Annotated in this window: 17 protein-coding genes and 1 riboswitch; of the genes, 5 read left to right on the top strand and 12 right to left on the bottom strand. The window is 67.3% G+C overall.

The genetic code is table 11. From position 1 onward, the window contains the following. Positions 1-5 precede the first annotated feature (5 nt). Positions 6-2,297, bottom strand: a complete 2,292-nt coding sequence (locus AB4Y35_RS34505) for an ATP-dependent DNA helicase (RefSeq protein WP_368707922.1) — start codon at positions 2,295-2,297, stop codon at positions 6-8. Continuing rightward, positions 2,294-4,045, bottom strand: coding sequence for a VRR-NUC domain-containing protein (locus tag AB4Y35_RS34500; RefSeq protein WP_368707921.1), 1,752 nt, complete (start codon positions 4,043-4,045; stop codon positions 2,294-2,296). Before AB4Y35_RS34500 ends, AB4Y35_RS34505 begins: the two co-directional genes overlap by 4 nt. 120 nt (positions 4,046-4,165) lie before the next feature. Between AB4Y35_RS34500 and AB4Y35_RS34495 the strand changes: the two genes are divergently transcribed. Next, positions 4,166-4,744, top strand: coding sequence for a hypothetical protein (locus tag AB4Y35_RS34495; RefSeq protein WP_368707920.1), 579 nt, complete (start codon positions 4,166-4,168; stop codon positions 4,742-4,744). A 131-nt stretch (positions 4,745-4,875) separates the two neighbouring features. On the opposite strand, the gene AB4Y35_RS34490 is transcribed toward AB4Y35_RS34495, so the two are convergent. Genes AB4Y35_RS34490 through AB4Y35_RS34480 form a run of 3 tightly spaced genes read right to left on the bottom strand, consistent with a single transcriptional unit; the run spans position 4,876 to position 6,619 of the window. Next, positions 4,876-5,574: a DUF3443 family protein gene (locus AB4Y35_RS34490; RefSeq protein ID WP_368707919.1), complete on the bottom strand. Its 699-nt coding sequence runs from the start codon at positions 5,572-5,574 to the stop codon at positions 4,876-4,878. Then, positions 5,571-6,143 carry a DUF3443 family protein gene (locus tag AB4Y35_RS34485; RefSeq protein ID WP_368707918.1) on the bottom strand — a complete coding sequence of 191 codons (573 nt, stop codon included), beginning with the start codon at positions 6,141-6,143 and terminating at the stop codon, positions 5,571-5,573. Before AB4Y35_RS34485 ends, AB4Y35_RS34490 begins: the two co-directional genes overlap by 4 nt. After that, entirely contained in the window at positions 6,140-6,619 is a 480-nt protein-coding gene (locus tag AB4Y35_RS34480; RefSeq protein WP_368707917.1) for a DUF2844 domain-containing protein, read from the bottom strand. The genes AB4Y35_RS34485 and AB4Y35_RS34480 overlap by 4 nt, the downstream gene beginning before the upstream one ends. Before the next feature lie 388 nt (positions 6,620-7,007). Here AB4Y35_RS34480 and bamC point away from each other — a divergent pair, with 388 nt between their 5' ends. Next, complete coding sequence (bamC, locus tag AB4Y35_RS34475; protein ID WP_368693596.1) at positions 7,008-8,246, top strand: outer membrane protein assembly factor BamC; 1,239 nt, start codon at positions 7,008-7,010, stop codon at positions 8,244-8,246. Positions 8,247-8,349: 103 nt separating this feature from the next. On the opposite strand, the gene AB4Y35_RS34470 is transcribed toward bamC, so the two are convergent. From AB4Y35_RS34470 to AB4Y35_RS34450, 5 genes are all read right to left on the bottom strand, one after another. After that, a complete protein-coding gene (locus AB4Y35_RS34470) occupies positions 8,350-9,948 on the bottom strand; it encodes an L-lactate permease (RefSeq protein ID WP_368707916.1) in 1,599 nt (532 codons plus the stop codon). 230 nt (positions 9,949-10,178) lie between these two features. Beyond that, positions 10,179-10,559 carry a hypothetical protein gene (locus AB4Y35_RS34465; protein ID WP_368707915.1) on the bottom strand — a complete coding sequence of 127 codons (381 nt, stop codon included), beginning with the start codon at positions 10,557-10,559 and terminating at the stop codon, positions 10,179-10,181. Positions 10,560-10,886: 327 nt separating this feature from the next. Continuing rightward, the gene (locus AB4Y35_RS34460; RefSeq protein WP_042264685.1) at positions 10,887-11,108 is read right to left on the bottom strand and encodes a glycine zipper 2TM domain-containing protein; all 222 of its coding nucleotides are present in this window, start codon (positions 11,106-11,108) and stop codon (positions 10,887-10,889) included. Between the two features lie 212 nt (positions 11,109-11,320). After that, positions 11,321-13,252, bottom strand: coding sequence for a phosphomethylpyrimidine synthase ThiC (gene thiC / locus AB4Y35_RS34455; RefSeq protein WP_368693593.1), 1,932 nt, complete (start codon positions 13,250-13,252; stop codon positions 11,321-11,323). 104 nt (positions 13,253-13,356) lie between these two features. Then, positions 13,357-13,486, bottom strand: a riboswitch (TPP riboswitch). 97 nt (positions 13,487-13,583) lie between these two features. Next, entirely contained in the window at positions 13,584-13,991 is a 408-nt protein-coding gene (locus tag AB4Y35_RS34450; protein ID WP_368686253.1) for a GreA/GreB family elongation factor, read from the bottom strand. A 786-nt stretch (positions 13,992-14,777) separates the two neighbouring features. Here AB4Y35_RS34450 and AB4Y35_RS34445 point away from each other — a divergent pair. Beyond that, complete coding sequence (locus AB4Y35_RS34445) at positions 14,778-15,671, top strand: EamA family transporter (protein WP_368707914.1); 894 nt, start codon at positions 14,778-14,780, stop codon at positions 15,669-15,671. 163 nt (positions 15,672-15,834) lie between these two features. Here AB4Y35_RS34445 and AB4Y35_RS34440 read toward each other — a convergent pair whose 3' ends face one another. After that, entirely contained in the window at positions 15,835-15,972 is a 138-nt protein-coding gene (locus AB4Y35_RS34440; protein ID WP_368686251.1) for an entericidin A/B family lipoprotein, read from the bottom strand. A gap of 170 nt (positions 15,973-16,142) precedes the next feature. Between AB4Y35_RS34440 and AB4Y35_RS34435 the strand changes: the two genes are divergently transcribed. Beyond that, positions 16,143-16,304, top strand: a complete 162-nt coding sequence (locus AB4Y35_RS34435) for a DUF1328 family protein (RefSeq protein ID WP_028204224.1) — start codon at positions 16,143-16,145, stop codon at positions 16,302-16,304. A 56-nt stretch (positions 16,305-16,360) separates the two neighbouring features. Then, positions 16,361-16,990, top strand: coding sequence for a bacterioferritin (locus AB4Y35_RS34430; RefSeq protein ID WP_368707913.1), 630 nt, complete (start codon positions 16,361-16,363; stop codon positions 16,988-16,990). Here the strand turns inward: AB4Y35_RS34430 and AB4Y35_RS34425 are convergent. Beyond that, positions 16,917-18,131 (bottom strand): MFS transporter, encoded by a 1,215-nt coding sequence (locus AB4Y35_RS34425; RefSeq protein ID WP_368707912.1) that lies wholly within the window; start codon positions 18,129-18,131, stop codon positions 16,917-16,919. The genes AB4Y35_RS34430 and AB4Y35_RS34425 overlap by 74 nt on opposite strands. Positions 18,132-18,135 lie beyond the last annotated feature (4 nt).

The following is an 18,135-nucleotide window of genomic DNA, read 5'->3' as shown; positions in this document are numbered from 1 at the left end:
CCAGATTAACTGGCGGCGATGCGCCACCACGTGGGCAGCAGCGCGCGCACGCCGGGCTGCGCGAAGCGGTCGTCCAGCAGATGCACGACGCCGCGATCGTGCTCGGTGCGGATCACGCGCCCGGCGGCCTGCACGACCTTGCGCAGGCCAGGGATCAGGTAGGTGTAGTCGAAGCCGTCGCCGTAGAGCGTATCCATGCGTGCGCGCATCGCCTCGTTCACGGCGTTCACCTGCGGCATGCCGAGCGTCGCGATGAACGTGCCGATGAGGCGCGTGCCCGGCAGATCGATGCCTTCGCCGAACGCGCCGCCCAGCACGGCGAAACCGATGCCGCAGCCGCCTTCCACGAAGCGTGCGACGAAGGCCTGCTGGCCCGCCTCGTCCATGGTGCGCGACTGAATCCAGACGTCGACCTCTGGATGGCGCGCCCCAAACGCGTCGACGGCTTGCTGCAGATAGTCGTAGCTGCTGAAAAAGCACAGATAGTTGCCCGGGCGTTCGGCAAATTGCGCGGCCACGCGCCCAACCAGCGCGTCGAGCGAACGTTCGCGGTCCTTATAACGCGTCGAGATATGGCGGGCGATGTGGACATCGAGCTGCTCGGCGCGAAACGGCGTGTCGATGTCGATGCTCACCGTGTTGGCGGGCAGGCCGAGCATGTCGCTGTAGTAATGCGTGGGCGAGAGTGTCGCTGAAAAAAGCGTAATGCTGTGTGCCGTGGCGATGCGGGGGCGCAGTGCATCGGCCGGCACGATGTTGCGGATGGCGAGCGTGGAACGCGGGCGGCGCGCGTTCTGCTGCGCCAGCGGCGTGACGTCGAAGAGCGAATGCGTATCGAAGCGTTCGGCAATGCGCGTGAAGTGCAGGGCGTCGAAATAGAAGCGCTCGAGTTCGGGGTCACGCACGAGCGCGGGTTCGGCGAGCTGGTCGCCGATCGCCGCGATCACGTCGCCGAGCGCGGCAACGAGGCCCTCGGGCAAGGTGTCGCTCGCGCGCCAGGCGCCCGGCTGGACGGCGTTCTGTGCGTTCCAGTGCTTCTGCAGGCGCGCGAGCGCGCGCTTGAGCGGCGCGCTCGCGGCGCGGCGCACGGTGTCGATGCGCGTTTGCACGAGTTCCGCCGAATACATCGCGCGGGCGCGCTCGGGCAGGTTGTGCGCTTCGTCCACCAGCACGCTCGCGCGCCACTGGTTGTGCGCGGCGAGCATGAACAGCATGGCGCTCGCGTCGAACCAGTAGTTGTAGTCGCCGACGATCACGTCGCTCCAGCGCGCGAGTTCCTGGCCAAGGTAGTAGGAGCACACGGCATGCTCGCTCGCGACCTCGCGCAGTGCTGCGCGATCGAGCCGCACGCGTTCGAGCGCCGCGGCACGCGCGGCCGGCAGACGGTCGTAGAAGCCGCGCGCGAGCGGGCACGATTCGCCATGACATGCCGCTTCGGGATGCTCACAAGACTTTTCGCGCGCGACGAGTTCGAGCACGCGCACGGGCACGTGCACTCGTTGCGCATCGGCGCTTGCTTCGTCTTGCGCGCTTGTGAGCGTGGCGAGCGCATCGAGCGCCAGTTGGCGCCCTGAGCTTTTTGCGCTCAGAAATACGACCTTGTCGATCGCCGCCCGCGGCAACGCCTTCAACTGCGGAAAGAGCGTGCCGATGGTTTTGCCGATGCCGGTGGGCGCCTGCGCGAGCAGACAGCGTCCCTGGGTCGCCGCGCGCCAGACGGCTTCGGCAAGGTCGCGCTGGCCGTGTCGAAACTGCGGATGCGGCAGGCTCAGCGCGGCGAGCGCGGCGTCGCGCGCGGCGCGGTGGGCGCTTTCCTGCTCGGCCCATGCGACGAAACGGCGGCATTGCGTTTCGAACGCGGCGCGCAATTCCGGCGCGCTCGCCTGCTCGACGAGCGCCGTTTCGCGGCCCGAACCGATGTCGTAGTACACCAAAGCGAGTTCGAGCGCGTCGAGGCCGAGCTTGTCGCACAGGAGCGCGCCGTAGACGCGCAACTGCGCCCAGTGCAGCGCGCGCTGATTCTCGCGCATCGCATCGAGGTCGCCGCGATAGGTCTTGAACTCTTCGAGCCTGCGCCGCGCGGGATCGTAGCCGTCGGCGCGGCCGCGCACGGTGAGTGATTCGAACGTGCCGGCAAGCGCGACCTCGGTCTCGTAGCCGGGCGGGCGGCGCGCGGCGATGGCCGCGTGGCCGGCGCGGCCATCGCTGGCGTCGGGCGAAGGCGTGAAGCGCAAGTCGAGGTCGCCGCGCTTCGCGGTGAACTCGCACAGCGTGCGCACGGCTACTGTGTAGCTCATGGCGCGGGCAGCGCCTGGGCGGCGCTGTCGTCGGCTTCATCGGCTTCGTTGGCTGGGTCGGGCAGGTGGGGCCAGCGCACCTGCAACACGGAAACCGGCATGCCGTGCTGCACGCAATAGGCAAGCCAACGGCGCTGGTTGTCCTGCAAACGGTCGCCGGGGCCTTTCACCTCGATCAGTTCGTAGCGCCGCTCGTGCGGCCAGAAGCGTACGAGATCGGGCAGCCCCGAACGGTTGGCAACGGGTTCGCGCAGCAGCCGCTCGAACCACAGGCGCAGATGGGCGGCGGGGAAGCAGTCGAGGGCGAGCGTGAGCAGTTCGTCGCTCAACGCGGGCCAGGCGACGAACGGCGACTGGGTGCCGGATTTTTCCGCGTAGCGCCGCAGAATCGAGTCGCGGTAGGCGTGCGTTTCGAGTTCGGCGAGACAGGCGTCGAACTGCGAGGCACGGCGTGCGACGAAGTCGGGGGCGTGAAGGTCGGCGGGGCCGCGCTGGAACGGATGGAAGAACGCGCCCGGCAGCGGCGCGAACAGCGCGGGCCAACAGAGCAGGCCGAAGAGCGCGTTGATCAGCGTGTTCTCGACATAGAACACGGGCGCTTGCGGCGTGGCGAGCGCGATGCGGGCGGCTTCCTCGACGCGCAGCGCGCCGGGCGCCGCGGGCAGCGAGAGTTCGAGCTGCGCGAACCCCGGCTCCGCGCTCGTCTTCGACTTCGCCCGCGTGCGGGCGAGACGCCCGAGTGTGCGTGCCGCGCGCTGCGCTTCTTCTTCGTTCGCGGGCGTATCGGCAATGGTCTGCGCCAGCGCCAGCGCTTCCTCGCGGCGGTTCAGCTGTTCGAGCACGCGCACGCGGCGATAGCGCGATTCAGGATGACCGCAGTCGAGATAAGCGCGCCACGCGAGTTCGGCTTCGCCCGCGCGCTCGGCTGCGAGCCCCGCGGCGTGACGCAGCTTGTCGTGGCGAGCGCGCAGCCACGCGTTGGCTTGCGTGCGCGGCGCCAGCGTGTCGAGCGCTTCGAGGGTTGCGCCGATGGCGGCGGCAGCGTCGAAGTCCTGGGTCCCCGCGCCGCTCTCGAGTCCGTCGCGGCAATCGCGCAGCGCCAGATACGCGTCGATGTCCTCGCGGCGCTGGAACGCGCGCGAGGCACGATCGAAGGGCACGCTTTCGTAGCGAAAGACGCCGAGGTCGGCGAGCACGAACTCCGACCAGTCCTGATGCAGGTTGCCGAAGAACATCAGGCGCAGGCGCTCGCAGAGCGGGGCGCTCGCGAACCGCAGCACGGTGTCGGGCGAGGCCGGGAACCACGCATGCCAGTCGCGCGGCTCGGGTGCGGCGGCATAGTGTGCATCGAGCGCCTCGAGCGTCGCCGAGCGTGTGGCGCGCGCTTCGAGCGCGATGCCGAGGCGCGGGGCGAGCGTCTGCAGTTCGGCTTTCGTGACCAGCGCGGCGAGCGCGTCGAGATCGAGCGCGGGTGCGTCGTCGAGCCAGCCCGCCGCGACGAGCGGTGCCGCCGCCGCGCGCGGGCAGCCGATCTCGTCGTACGCGAGACGGCTCGCGCGGAAATGGGGTCCCTTGCGCATCAGCATGCGCACGAAGAGCGCGCGCGACGCCTGCGGCATCTGGGCGAAATCGTCGGCGAAGCGGCGCTCGGCGTCGTCGAACAGGTCGGCGCAGCGCGTGTCGAGCCACGCTAGCGCACGCTCGAAGTTGGCGAGGTAGTAGAACGGATCGGGAGAGTCGGGAAGCACGCGCGGCACTGTATGGATATACAGCGGCGATGATAGCAGGGTCGCGCGTGAGCGCGAGCGCCGTCAGGGATTCCCCGCCCCGTACGCTACAATTGCCGCAGCCTGAAAATCGGATGAGCGATGAACAAACGTAACGCATGCTTAGCCGGCCTCGCGGCCGCCGTCACCCTGCTCGCGGGATGCGCGGCGCAGTACCGCAACACCAGCGCTTGCGAAGAGGCGATGCGTAGCCGCCTTGCCGAGACGACGCTCGGCGACCTCAAAGTCACGCATAGCGCGACGACGTATCGCGGCGCCCGCGTGGTGGTCGAAGGGCGCCTCGAGAACGGCGCGGCGTCGGCCGCCGTGGCCGCATCGGCGCCGTCTGCCTCGGCGGCTTCGGCCGCATCGGCAGCGTCGTCCACCGCGGCGCAGGGCGCCAACGAGGCGACCACGGTTACGGCGCCGACGGTGCAGGCGGCAGCGCTGCCCGGCACGATTTCGGTTCCCACCGCTCCGGTCGCCCAGGGCGGCGCGGCGGAGGGCAAGCCGACTACGCCGGTCGCGCTGCTGGCCGCAAAGCTCGGCATCAAGAAGGCCGCGGTCACGCCGGCGGCTGCGGAGTGCACCTTCAACGAATCGGGCCTCGCGACGTTCCGCTGGCTCGCACCGCCGAAACTCGCGAAGACCACGCCCGACCCGAACGCCGCGAACGACTAAATCGAACGCACGCGGCTCGCCGTGGCGCGGCTGCGGCGGCACCCGTCGCTGGCGCAATCCGCGCTCATGAAGGCCTCCCAGGAGGCCTTCGTCGTTTGTGACTGATGAGACGTAGGCGGCCGCCGGCGCGCTCAGAACGCGAAGAATGGTCCGCTGCCTGCAGGCGTGGCCTGCGAGGCGATCGCCGTGAACACGCGCCTCCCGAAGAAGAACGGCAGTCCCCAGCCGAACGCGCGACCGTTGTAGCCCGCGAGATTGCTGAAGGCCCAGTTGCCGGTGGCGAGCAGCGTCGTCGAGCTCGCGACCGCGAAGGTCACGGGAGCGCCCACGCCGTCGATGCCGGCTATCGTCGCGCCGAGGCTGACAGGCGAACTCGGGCAATACCAGAAGCCGCAGCGCGTCATCGTCGGGCTGTTGAAGTACAGCGCGTTCGAGCCCGTGTCGAGATAGCTCAGCGAGTAGACGGTGCCGTCCGATGTCGTCGTCTTCACATAGCCCGTGCCCGAGTTCGCGCGCAGCACGGTTGCACTGCCGAGCGCGTTGTTCGCCTGCGTGCCGATGCCGAAGATCATCGACCCGGTCAGCCCGGACGCGCCGCTGTCGGCCAGCGCCGGCAAGTCGATGATCACGCCGTTGTTGTCGGTGGCGAAGCCCGCCACCGGGTTGCTGACCTGTTGCGCAAGCGGTTGCATGCTCGCCGTGCAGCCGCTCGCGGGGCACGCGTAGTACCACGGCGTGACTGCCGCCCTGACGCAGGACACGCCGCAATCGGCGCTGAACGGCCCTACGCCGAGGATGCCGTTCGAGCGCAGCGTGGCGGCGCTGTTCATCGCGAGGCCGCTGCCGGCGCCGCGGCCGGCACGGCCGGGTCGGCGATCACCTGGATCGGCAGCGCGGCGGCGATTTCGCCCGCGAGCTTCACGTCGGCGCTGCGCACCGCGCCCCACGTGTAGCCCGTGCCGAACACGGCGCATTCGCCGGCGATGTCGGCCCCCGCGCCGGCTGGCACGGCGGGCAGCGCGAAGCCCGCCGGCAGCGCCGAAGCGAGCAGGCGCAGGCCCTGCGAGCCAGTATCGACCTGGACGTGGTCGACGCTCGCGCAGTCCGCGGTGCCCGGCACGCAGACCGTGACGCTCGTCATCAGCATGTTGCGCGTCGAGGTGGGCGTCGGGCCGACCGTGACGGCCACGACATTGGGCGTGGTCGATTGCGGCACGGTGCCGCTCGTGCCGGTGGTCGACGGCGCGCTTGCGACACCCGGGACGCTGGCGGGTGCCGTGGCGCCGGTGGTCGCGGACGCTGTTCCGGCATCGCCGCCACCGCAAGCCGTGAGCGCGGCGCAAAGCGGGAGGAGTGCGAGGAGGGCGTGGGGGGCGAGGCGCGGAGGGCGGGCTTTCATTGGAGATCCCCGGCGCTCACGCCCGCGGGCAGCGCGGCGGGCAGCCATGCCCGTCCCGCGTAGGCGCGCATATGGCCGCCGGCCGTCTCGACCACGACCTGAGCGCCGTCCACGCGCGCGGCATGCAGGCCGTTGCGGCCTGTGGCGTGAAGCGCCGCGGCGGCGCTGCGCCAGTCGGCTGCGTAACGGCCCAGCAGCGCCTCCACGTTGGGCTGAGCCGGCCCCTGCCACGTGTACGCGAAGACCGTCCCGGTCGCGCTGCCCACATAGGCGTTGATGGTCGTGCCGTTGTCGTCGACGTAACTGACGACGCGGCCGGCGCCGCCACCGACGCTGCGCAGGGCGGCGCCGGCCGGCACGGCTGCGGTGTCGCCGAGCGCGGCGCGGGCCGGCACGGCGGCGGTGAAGCCGAGGCAACTGAGCGCGCAGGCGAAGGCTGCGGCGCGGCCCGCCTGGGTGAGATTGCAAGTTTTCATGACGCTCTCCGGTCCTGCTTTTTATGAATCTTTTTTTTGAGATTTCGAAATGAAATTAGCACCAGGGTCGTTCTTGCGAGCGTCCCGGAGTGGGAGGGCGGCATAGCGCAAAGCAACGTTTTGGCGTGGAGCGGAGTTAATGCATTGATCCAAAAGGAAATTGGCGGCTTTTCAGCAGGTTGGCTGCGCCGGATCGAATGTCGATGAATGTTACGGTGCGGTCGGTTTGGGGAGCCGCGAGCGCGGTTCGGTGCGCGTCGCCGCGGCGGATACCGGGCCTGGATCGCGTGCCACCCCGTGGTTTTTGCACAGCGGGCCGCCGGACCGGTAAAATGTTTGGTTGATCCACGGAAACTGGCCGTGGCGTAGCCGAAGGGATTACCCGAACATGAGTGATTTTCATCAACGTCTTGCCGCACGCGCACTCGCGCTTCTGATGGCGGGCGGGCTGGTCGCCGGCTGCAGCTCGCCGACGCCGGGCAAGATCGATTACCGTAGTGACGCCAAGGCGAAGCAGTCCTCGCTCGCTGTGCCGCCGAACATGCTCGACGAAGCGTCCGACCAGCGCTCGCTCGCGCCGCAGGGCGGCGAAACCTCGCTGTCTTCCCTCAAGCAGACCCAGGCCGCCGCGCCGCAGTCCGACGAGGCCCAGGTGGTTCCGCAGGTGCCGGGCATGCATATCCAGCGTGACGGCACGGAGAGCTGGCTCGTGATCGACAGCCGCACGCCCGACCAGGTCTGGGCGCAAGTGCGCCGCTTCTGGCAGGAACAGGGCTTCCTGCTCGTGGTCGACCAGCGCGACAAGGGCGTGATGGAAACGGACTGGAACGAAACCCATCCGAAGATCAGCGACGGCCTCATCCGCAACACGCTCTCGTGGGCCACTGGCAACTCGTACGTGACCGCCGAGCGTAACAAGTACCGCACGCGCCTCGAAACGTCGCCCACTGGCGGCACCTATGTGTTCATCAGCCAGAAGGGTCTGAGCGAACAGCTCTCGGGCACCAACAACGACACCAGCAAGTGGGTGCCGAAGCCCAACGATCCCGCGCTCGAAGCCGAATACCTCAAGCGCCTCATGATGACGCTCGCGAACGCGAAGCCGGGTGTGCCCGACGCGCAGGTCGCGGCCGAAGCCGACGCCAAGGCCAACAGCAAGGGCACCGACGCGAAGTCGAAGGCTCCGGACGCCGCTGCGGCCGCCATGGCCGCGCAGAACGTCGCAGCCGTGGGCCAGCAATCGGGCAGCGGCTCGTCGAACGCGCAGGGCACTTCGGGCCAGTACACCTCGTCGGAGCTCACGCTCGGCGAGCCGTACGACCGCGCGTGGGTGCGCGTGGGCATCGCGCTCGATCGCGCGAACTTCACGGTGGACGATCGCGACCGCACGAAGGGCATCTACTACGTGCGCTACGTCGATCCGAAGGACCACAGCTCGGACGAGCAGGGCTTCTGGAACCAGATCTTCCACGGCCGCAAGGAAAAGACCGCGAAGCAGTACAAGCTCAACGTGCGCGCCGTGACCGACAACCAGACGCGCGTCGCGATCGTGGACGACAGCGGCCAGATCGACTCGTCGCGCCCGGCGCAGGAGATCATGAGCCTCGTGGTCGACGAACTGCACTAAGCATTGCGCCTGAGCCAGCGTAGTCTGGCTCAAGCCGCAAAAGAAAACCCGCCTGCGCATCGCCGCGCAGGCGGGTTTTTTCATGCCCGCGCGCGAGCCGTACTCAGTGCGGAATCATCCAGGTGAGCACGTTCTGCTGCAGCCACACGAGGATGCCGAGCAGCACCGTCAACAGGATCGAGTGCTTGAAGGTCTTCGCGAACACAATGCCTTCCTGCCCCTTGAGGTCCGTCGTGGCGACGCCCGTCGCGATGTTCTGCGGCGAGATCATCTTGCCCATCACGCCGCCCGACGAGTTGGTCGCGGCCATCAGGATCGGGTTGAGGTTGAGCTGTTTCGCGGCCACCACCTGCAGGTTGCCGAACAGCGCATTGCCCGAGGTGTCGCTGCCTGAGAGGAACACCGCGACCCAGCCGAGGAAGGCCGAAACGAGCGGGAAGAACGCGCCGACCGAAGCCGCCCCGAGACCCAGCGTATAGGTGAGCCCCGAGTAGTTCATGAGGAACGCGAGCCCGACGATGGTCGCGACCGTGAGGATGGCGATGCGCGTCTGCACCCAGGTATCGACGATTGCGACGCCGAAATCGGCGGGCTTCAGGCGCACGACGAACGCGGTGATGATCGCCGCGACGAGAATCGCCGTGCCGGTGGCGAGCGGCTGGAAGTCCCAGATCGCGCCATAGGGCGTGCTGTAGAGCGTGATGTAGACGGCCTTGTCGAGGCCCGGCCACGGCACCTTTACCTCGCCGATCGTGAAGATCTTCGCGACGGTCCAGATGATCACGACAGCCGCGACGATGATCCACGGATACCAGCCCTGCGCGCCCGGCACGGCGCCGCGCGCTTCCTTCGCGCGATCGACCTTGATGGCGAAGCGCGGATCGGACGCGGGCTTCCACACGCGCAGGAACAGGATGGTGAGGATCAGCGAGACGAGCGACGAGAGCACGTCGGTGAGGCTGTAGTTGATGAAGTTGGCGGTGACGAACTGCGTGAGGGCGAAGCTGCCGCCCGAGACGAGCAGCACCGGCCAGATGCGCAGCATGCCGCCCATGCCCGCGTAGATCGCGATGACATAGAACGGCAGCAGCAACGCGAAGAACGGCAACTGGCGGCCGACCATCTGGCCGAGCAGATCGGAGGGCAGGTGCGTGACTGCGCCGAGCACGGTGATCGGCACGCCGAGCGCGCCGAAGGCCACGGGCGCCGTGTTGAAGATGAGCGTGAAGGTCAGGGCCTCGAGTGTCGGGAAGCCGAGCATGATGAGCAGCGAGCTCGTGATGGCGATCGGCGTGCCGAAGCCGGAAATCCCTTCGAACAGCGCGCCGAACGAGAAGCCGACCACGACGAGCACGATGCGCCGGTCGTTGGGCAGATTGTCGAGCAGCCACATGCGAAACGCCGCGAAGCGGCCCGAGCGCAGCGCGATGTTGTAGAGCAGGATCGCCGTGACGACGATCCACATCACCGGCCAGAGCGCGAACACCACGCCCGCGAGCACCGAGCTGATCGCGAGATTGACCGGAAACTGCCAGCCGGCGATCGCAACGATCAGACCGACCACGAGCCCCGCGAGCGAGGCTTGCCATGCGGGCCGCCGCGCCCAGCCGAGCAGGGCGAGCACGGTGAGAATCGGCAGCGCGGCGATCAGAAACGAAAACAGCAGCGAATTTCCGATAGGGGTCAACAGCTGGTGGAACATCACGTCTCCTTTATGCTGGTTCGTTATCGGCGCAGCAGTGGCAGCATGCGCCGGGGCGCGTCGTCGGCTGTGGAGTTCGGTGCCCGGCCAGGCGGCCGAGTTAAGGCGGTGCTTCAATCCCCCGCAAGCCCACTTGGAGGATAGAAAACGACACGGGAGCGTCAAGGAGGGAAAGTACGGTCCGGCACTGTTTTGCGGCGCATTTGGCGGCGTGGCGCGCAGCGTGAGCGTCAGTGATGCCAGTGCCCACCGCCGCCGCCCCAGTAGCCGAAGCCGAACGAGACGGCGGGCGCGCCCCAGCCCCAGCCGTACGCGGGGTAAGGGTAGTACGCGGGATACGCGGCGGGATAAGCGGGATAGGCCGGCCACGCGGGCACGGCGATCGCAACGGGCGGCGAAGGATAGAGCGGCCCTGGATACTGTGAGTCGGGCACCGCGGCCGGAGCCGGGTTCGGCGCCGTTTGCGCGACTACGGTTTCCTGCTGGGTGGCCGCGACGGGCACGGTGCCGTAGTAGTAGGGCGGGTAGCCGTAGGGGGCGTAGTAGTAGCAGCCGGAAAGCGCGGGGAGCGCGCTCGCGGCGGCGATCACAAACACAGACGGACGTTTCATGGCGGGCTCCGCGAGTGGCGAACGGCCGCGCAGGATGATCGCCATCAGGCCCGAGCCGTCTGATCGCTTGAGCTTACGCCGTACGAACGCGCTTTGTGTTGTGCATCGTTAACCGAATATTTCGCGTAGCACGGTGCTGCGATGGCATCGACCCAAGCAAACGCGGCGCAGCCCGTGAGGGTCTGCGCCGCGCATCCTTCCCTGATGCACGCCTGGGATGGCGTGTTGCCTGCCGTGTCGTTTCTGTTCCGTGCCGTCGCTTCGATCGTGCGGCCAGTCGTGCAGCCGCATCGTCGCTTCGTCCTGGCGCTAATGCCTGTTTGCCACTTACTTGCCAACCTGATTGCCGATCACGCCACCCACCGCTGCGCCGCCCACGGTGGAGAGCGCATTGCCGCCGATCGCCGCGCCGGCCACGCCGCCCACGCCCGCGCCAATCACCGTATCGCGGTCGCGTCTCGACATGTTGTCGCAAGCGCCAAGACTGCCCAGCACGGCGACGAGTGTCGTCACCGTGAGTAGCGTACGTGCACGTTTGAGCGTATTCATTGTTCGACTCCCCACGCATGATGCGTTCGAGTGGGCGGTCCGACGTGCGCTGGCGCGCACGCCACACCTTCGATACCCCCATCCTAGCCACGCGACCCGTATCCGGGTGTGTGCGCTTGTCAGAGAGTTGTGGGAGTCGTTAGAAAATGTTTCGGCGGACGGCGAGCGCCCGCCGGGGCGTAGTGAGCCCTGAGTCGGCCCGAAGTCAGCGCTTACTGGCGCTGATAGATTTCGGCGCCTTGCTTGATGAACTCGACCGCCTTCACTTCCATGCCCTTCTTGAGGGCCTCGTCGTCGCTCACGCCTTGCTTGGCCGCGAAGTCGCGCACGTCCTGGGTGATCTTCATCGAGCAGAAGTGCGGGCCGCACATCGAGCAGAAGTGCGCGACCTTGGCCGAGTCCTTGGGCAGCGTTTCGTCGTGGAACTCGCGCGCCTTGTCCGGGTCGAGGCCGAGGTTGAACTGGTCTTCCCAGCGGAACTCGAAGCGCGCCTTCGACAAAGCGTTGTCGCGCACCTGTGCGCCCGGATGACCCTTCGCGAGATCGGCCGCATGTGCCGCGAGCTTGTACGTGATGATGCCTTCCTTCACGTCGTCCTTGTTCGGCAGGCCCAGGTGTTCCTTCGGCGTGACATAGCAGAGCATGGCCGTGCCGAACCAGCCGATCATCGCGGCGCCAATGCCCGAGGTGATGTGGTCGTAGCCCGGCGCGATGTCGGTGGTGAGCGGCCCGAGCGTGTAGAAGGGCGCTTCCTTGCACCAGTCGAGCTGGAGATCCATGTTCTCCTTGATGAGCTGCATCGGCACGTGGCCGGGGCCCTCGATCATCACCTGCACGTCGTGCTTCCACGCGATCTGCGTGAGTTCGCCAAGCGTCTTCAGTTCGCCGAGCTGCGCTTCGTCATTGGCGTCGTAGATCGAGCCGGGACGCAGCCCGTCGCCGAGCGAGAAGCTCACGTCGTAGGCCTTCATGATTTCGCAGATCTCTTCGAAATGCTCGTAAATGAAGGACTCCTTGTGATGCGCGAGGCACCACTTGGCCATGATCGAGCCGCCGCGCGAGACGATGCCCGTCATGCGGTTCGCGGTGAGCGGCACGTACTGCAGGCGCACGCCCGCGTGGATCGTGAAGTAGTCCACGCCCTGCTCGGCCTGCTCGATGAGCGTGTCGCGGAACATTTCCCACGTGAGATCTTCGGCCTTGCCGTTGACCTTTTCGAGCGCCTGGTAGATCGGCACCGTGCCGATCGGCACCGGCGAGTTGCGGATGATCCACTCGCGCGTTTCGTGAATGTGCTTGCCGGTCGAGAGGTCCATGACCGTGTCGCCGCCCCAGCGGATCGCCCAGGTCATCTTGTCGACTTCTTCGCCGATCGACGAGGTGACCGCCGAATTGCCGATGTTCGCGTTGATCTTCACGAGGAAGTTGCGGCCGATGATCATCGGCTCGCTTTCCGGGTGGTTGATGTTCGCGGGAATGATCGCGCGGCCGCGCGCGATTTCGTCGCGCACGAACTCGGGCGTGATTTCCTTGAGCGCGTTCTCGCCGAAGGCGGCTGCGCCGAACGCCTGGCCCGGATGCTGGCGGCCCATCATCGCGGCGAGCTTCGCGCCGTTCGGGCCGCTGGCCTTGAGGCTTTCCAGATACTCGGCGCGGCGCTGGTTCTCGCGAATCGCGATGTATTCCATCTCCGGCGTGATGATGCCCTGACGCGCGTAGTGCATCTGCGTGACGTTCTTGCCGGCCGTCGCGCGGCGCGGCGTGCGGTGCAGGCCGGGGAAGCGCAGCTCGGCCGTCGCGGGGTCGGCGGCGCGCTCGCGGCCGTACTCGGAGGAGAGGCCCGGCAGCGCTTCGGTGTCGCCGCGCTTCTCGATCCAGCCCTGACGCAGCGCGGGCAGGCCCGCGCGAATGTCGATCTTCGCTTCAGGGTCGGTGTATGGACCCGAGGTGTCGTAGACGTAGATCGGCGGATTCTTCTCGCCGCCGAAGCCCGTGGGCGTATCCGCCTGCGTGATCTCGCGCATCGGCACGCGGATATCGGGCTGCGAACCGGTCACGTAGATCTTGCGGGAATTGGGCAGCGGCGCGATCGCGGCTTCGTCGACGTGCGCGTTGGCGGAAATGAACTTGGGATTCGCGTTCATGCGTCTCTCTCTCCATGCAAAGCAAAGTGGGAACAGCGGCTTAGCAGGAGACGAGACGGAACGTGGACGGACTTCGCTGTGATGAGGTGAGGCGTTGAGCGATGTTGCGAAGTCCGGACGCTTCCCTGCGCTGGCATTATCCAGATCAGGTTCAAAGGGTATTTCTCACCCGCGCAATACGCTGCACGACTTTCGTTCGATGCGGCGCATGACGCAGGACCCCCGCGTAAGCAAGGCCAAACGATACACCGCGCTGCGACGATCTGGCAAGTGCCATCTCGCGTGCGATGTGCCAGGCGCGGTGTGGCGCGGTGTTTCGTGCCGGCGGATCTTACAGCGTGAAATCCTGCGAGGCTTCCGGCTGAAACAGGATGCGTTCGATCTTCAGCGTTTCGACGGCGCCGCCCGGCGTCGTGAAGCGCACGGCGTTGCCGCGCTTCGCGCCGAGGAGCGCGAGACCCGCGGGTGAGAACACGTTCAGGCGCCCGGCGTCGACGTTCGCCTCATGCGGATAGACGACGGTGTACGTGAGGGAGGCGCCGTTGCGCTCATCGACGAGCGTGACCTGCGAGTTCATCGTCACGACGTTGGCGGCCATGTCGCGCGCTTCCACGATTACGGCGTGTTCGAGCAGCTCGTCGAGCATGGCCTGGCGCGCGGGGGCGGCGCCGGGTTCGGCGGCGCATCTTTCGAGGCGGGCAACATCGAGTTCGGTGAAGTAACGGATTTTCTTCGACATGGCAGTTTTCCTTGCGATCCAGAAAAGATTCGAGGTAACGGCGAGGGCCGGCGGGCGAAATCGCGCAATCGGGCGCGGGCCGCAGCGGGGCATAACGGGGCGTAACGGATCGGCCCGGAGCCCGACCGAACGGCTCCGATGGATTGGGGGAGACGGGTTCAGTGCGGGCGCCGGGCGGCGCAGAGCGGGGCGGAAAGGGGCGGCAGGGTGCGCGCTCGGGTGTCGAGAGGCCACGGCGCCGTTCGCTCGCGCCTTGCGCGTGCACGCGCTGGCGCGCCGCGCAAACGGTGCGGCGGCAAGGCGAATACGGGACGCGAAACGAGCGAAAGCATGGCGAGCGACGTGTACGAAACCTGATTAATGAAAGTTAAACGAAAGGTTGTCTCATGCTAGCACGATCCAACCGGCGTGGCGTGACCGGGTCGGCGAACGTCGATATGGTGCGCGATCGGCCGTGCTGGCTTGCGCCGCTGCCACTGTGACGCGCACGCAACGAATCGCCGCGCATAAAGCATCCTGAAAGCATCCGCAACGCCCGGCGTTGTTGCATAATGCGCTTCGCCCGTCCCGGGTGTCCTTCGTACTCCGTCTTTTTTTCGCGTTCTTGCGCATCTGCACCATGCCGTCGAGCTTCACCCGTCCCGCCACCTTGCTGCCGGGGCGCCCGCGGTCCTGCCTTTCACCTGCCGCGGTGAAATGACGATGCCTCCCCGTTTGCCTTTCCACGTGAACACTCAATCTTTATTCGCCGGGGCCCGACAGGTTGCAGCCGCGCTATGGCGTTTCGTGCGCGCCGTACGGCTGCCGCAATCGCGCACCGGACGCGTCGCGCTCTCGCTCGCCGTCGTCTACTTCGTCTGGGGCTCGACGTATCTCGGCGTGAAGGTCGCGCTCGATTCGTTCCCGCCGCTCCTGCTCTCCGGCTTGCGTAATCTGCTCGCCGGGATCGGCCTGTTCGTCTTCGCCATGCGCCGGCGGCCCGTCATGCCTACGCTGCTCGAAGTGCGCAACGCGGGCGTGGTGGGCACGCTGCTCGTGGGCCTGTCGAGCGGCATGCTCGCCTACGGCATGCGTACGGTGGGCACCGGCAAGGCGGCCGTGATGGTCGCCACGGTGCCGCTGTTCGCGACTGTGATCTCGGCGGTCACCGGGCGGCGCGTGGCGAAGGCCGAATGGGCCGCGGTCGCGCTCGGCCTCGTCGGCATTGCCATCCTTAGCCACGGCGGGGCCGCGTCCGGCTCGGCGGGCGGCAGTCTCGCGATTCTGTGCGGCGCGCTCTTCTGGGCAATCGGTGCGCATCTGGCAGGCAAGCTCACGTTGCCGACCGATCTCTTCCTGGCGACGGCGCTGCAGATCGGCCTCGGCGGCGCCATTTCGACGGCGGTCGCGTGGATCAGCGGCGAACGCATGGGCGAGCTGCATTTCCTGCCGCTCCTCGCGTTCCTCTACCTGCTTTTCATCGGCACGATGGCGGCCTATGTCGCGTATGGCTACCTGATCCGCCATACCAGCCCGCTCGTCGCGAGTAGCTGCATGTACGTGAATCCCGTCGTGGCCGTCGCGCTCGGCGCGCTGCTGCTCGGCGAGCCGGTCACGAGTGCAACCGTCGTCGCGACCGTGCTGATTCTCGGCAGCGTGGGTTTGTCGTTCCTGTTCGACGACCGCCGCCGCACGTCCTGAGTTCAACCTGACTTCGCGACGCGTTTCGCATCATCGCGTTGCGTTGCGCGCGCGGCCGCTGCGCACCTGAGGCGCACAGCGGCCGCGACTTCATCGTTCACCGGTGACCGGCAGCCTTTCGGGCGTTAGCCGTCATCCCGGCGCCTTTACCGTCTGCCAGACACTATTTCGCCTTTTCCGCGGAGTTCGTGAGGGCGTGGCCGCCTGCGGAAACGTCCTCGCCGGCACCCGCCATCGTGTTGCAGGCCGAGAGCGCTGCCACAGAAGCGGTAACGAGAAAGAGGGCAATCAGGCGTTTCATGAGGAAGTCCTCCACGGTGTCAAAGGAGACGACTCACCAGCATGTCGCGTGCCCGGTCATTTGTGCCGCCATGCGTCGGCGTGCACGCATGCGTCGGGTCCGCTGCTTGCGCTAGCGCCGATGCAGGCGCGACATAGCGCAGCGCATCCGCCCACAAGGAGGACTACGCCATGCTTCACTACGCCATCGTGTTTTTCATCATCGCGATCATCGCCGCCGTGTTCGGCTTCACGGGCATCGCTGCGGGCGCGGCCGAAATCGCCAAGATCCTGTTCTACATCTTCCTCGTGGTCTTCGTCGTCACGCTGCTGCTAGGCGTGATGCACCGATGATGCGCGCCATGCGAAGCCAACCCCACTCATGCATGCCATGTTCGAAGGAGAGTCAGATGTCGAAGACACACGCCTCGTTTGAGTTCGATCTCAAGCGCGTGCGCGATGAGGCGCGCCGCAATCTCGATCAGGGTCCGGTCACGCCGGATTACCCCGCGAATCGCCAGACCGTGCTCAAGCTGCTCAACGATTCGCTCGCCACGGAGCTCGTGTGCGTGCTGCGCTACAAGCGGCACCATTTCATGGCGAAGGGCATCGAGTCCGAGTCGGTGGCCGCCGAGTTTCTCCAGCACGCGACCGAGGAGCAGCAGCACGCCGACATGCTCGCGGCCCGCATCGTGCAGCTCGGCGGCGAGCCCGACTTCTCGCCGGCAACGCTGGTCGAGCGCTCGCACTCGGAATACAAGGAAGGATCCGACCTGAAGGACATGATCCGCGAGAATCTGGTTGCGGAGCGCATCGCCATCGAGAGCTATCGCGCGATCATCAACTATCTCGGCCACGACGACACCACCACGCGGCGCATCTTCGAGCAGATCCTCGCGACGGAGGAAGAGCATGCCGACGATATGACGGACTTGCTGTTCCGCAAATCGCGCTTGCCGCTAGCGCTCAGGAAGAGGTCTGCGCGCCCGCGCCCATGCGCGGGCGCGTCGCATGGTGAATCCAGCCGGCGAGCGCCGTGAATGCGATGCCCGCCGCGCACACGCCGATCCAGCCGAATGCGTGCCAGGCGGTCACGCCCACGGCGGAACCGGTCGCGCCGCCAATGAAGTAGCAGACCATGAACACCGTGTTCACGCGGCTGCGCGCCTCGGGGCGCAGCGCGTAGATGCGCGACTGATTCGAGATCTGCGCGGCCTGCACGCCCACGTCGAGCACGATCACGCCGACCACGAGGCCGATCAGGCTCGTGCCGGAGAACGCGAAGATCACGAACGCGAGCGCCATCAGCACGATCGACATCGTGATGACCGCGCGCGGCCCGCGCTTGTCGGCGGAGCGGCCCGCCATCGGCGCGGCCAGCGCGCCCGCCGCGCCGACGATGCCGAACAGGCCCGCCGCCTGCGGCCCGAGATGGAACGGCTCGCCCGCGAGCAGCAGCGTGAGGACGGGCCAGAAGAGGCTGAACGCTGCGAAGAGGCACGCGCCGGTCGCCGATGCTTCACGCAGGCCGGGCAGCTCCAGCACGAGATGCCACATCGAGCCGAGCAGCTTGCCGTAGCCGAGCTTCGAGGTCGGCTGGCTCTTCGGCAGCTTCTTCACGATCACGAGCGCGAGCACGAGCAGCGCGACGATCGACGCCCCGAACACCGCGCGCCAGCCGAAGTACTGGCCGACGAAACCGGCCGCCGTACGCGCGAGCAGGATGCCGAGCAAGAGGCCGCTCATGACCGTGCCCACCGCGTGGCCGCGCGCCTCGGGCGGTGCGAGTTCCGCGGAAAACGGCACGGCCTGCTGCGCGATGGTGGCGAGAATGCCGATCGCGAGGCTCGCGCCGACCAGCACGGCAAGCGAAGGCGCGGTGGCCGCGACGAGCAGCGCGGCGCACAGGCCGGCGGTTTGCAGCAGGATGATGCGGCGGCGGTCGTAGCGGTCGCCGAGTGGCGCGAGCAGCAGCATGCCGGCTGCGTAGCCGAGCTGGGTGCCGGCCGGCACGGCGCCGATCCACGCGGCGCCGGACGGGAAGCTCTGGCGGAAATCGTCGAGCAGCGGCTGGTTGAAATAGATGTTCGCGACCGTGACGCCCGCGATGGTCGCGAGCAGGAGCAGCAGGCCGCGCAGAGACTGGCCTGCGCCAGCGTTTGCGGAATCAGGTGTGGACATGTGC

This window comes from Paraburkholderia sp. EG286A (genome assembly GCF_040965375.1).
GTDB lineage: Bacteria > Pseudomonadota > Gammaproteobacteria > Burkholderiales > Burkholderiaceae > Paraburkholderia.
This window is presented reverse-complemented; position numbering and strand designations above follow the sequence as displayed.

Coding starts and splice junctions, on each gene's coding strand:
- AB4Y35_RS34460 (WP_042264685.1), bottom strand. CDS start 11,108: ATGAATACGCTCAAACGTGCACGTACGCTACTCACGGTGACGACACTC.
- AB4Y35_RS34450 (WP_368686253.1), bottom strand. CDS start 13,991: ATGTCGAAGAAAATCCGTTACTTCACCGAACTCGATGTTGCCCGCCTC.
- AB4Y35_RS34440 (WP_368686251.1), bottom strand. CDS start 15,972: ATGAAACGCCTGATTGCCCTCTTTCTCGTTACCGCTTCTGTGGCAGCG.
- AB4Y35_RS34505 (WP_368707922.1), bottom strand. CDS start 2,297: ATGAGCTACACAGTAGCCGTGCGCACGCTGTGCGAGTTCACCGCGAAG.
- thiC (WP_368693593.1), bottom strand. CDS start 13,252: ATGAACGCGAATCCCAAGTTCATTTCCGCCAACGCGCACGTCGACGAA.
- AB4Y35_RS34490 (WP_368707919.1), bottom strand. CDS start 5,574: ATGAACAGCGCCGCCACGCTGCGCTCGAACGGCATCCTCGGCGTAGGG.
- AB4Y35_RS34480 (WP_368707917.1), bottom strand. CDS start 6,619: ATGAAAACTTGCAATCTCACCCAGGCGGGCCGCGCCGCAGCCTTCGCC.
- AB4Y35_RS34470 (WP_368707916.1), bottom strand. CDS start 9,948: ATGTTCCACCAGCTGTTGACCCCTATCGGAAATTCGCTGCTGTTTTCG.
- AB4Y35_RS34495 (WP_368707920.1), top strand. CDS start 4,166: ATGAACAAACGTAACGCATGCTTAGCCGGCCTCGCGGCCGCCGTCACC.
- AB4Y35_RS34485 (WP_368707918.1), bottom strand. CDS start 6,143: ATGAAAGCCCGCCCTCCGCGCCTCGCCCCCCACGCCCTCCTCGCACTC.
- AB4Y35_RS34465 (WP_368707915.1), bottom strand. CDS start 10,559: ATGAAACGTCCGTCTGTGTTTGTGATCGCCGCCGCGAGCGCGCTCCCC.
- bamC (WP_368693596.1), top strand. CDS start 7,008: ATGAGTGATTTTCATCAACGTCTTGCCGCACGCGCACTCGCGCTTCTG.
- AB4Y35_RS34425 (WP_368707912.1), bottom strand. CDS start 18,131: ATGTCCACACCTGATTCCGCAAACGCTGGCGCAGGCCAGTCTCTGCGC.
- AB4Y35_RS34435 (WP_028204224.1), top strand. CDS start 16,143: ATGCTTCACTACGCCATCGTGTTTTTCATCATCGCGATCATCGCCGCC.
- AB4Y35_RS34430 (WP_368707913.1), top strand. CDS start 16,361: ATGTCGAAGACACACGCCTCGTTTGAGTTCGATCTCAAGCGCGTGCGC.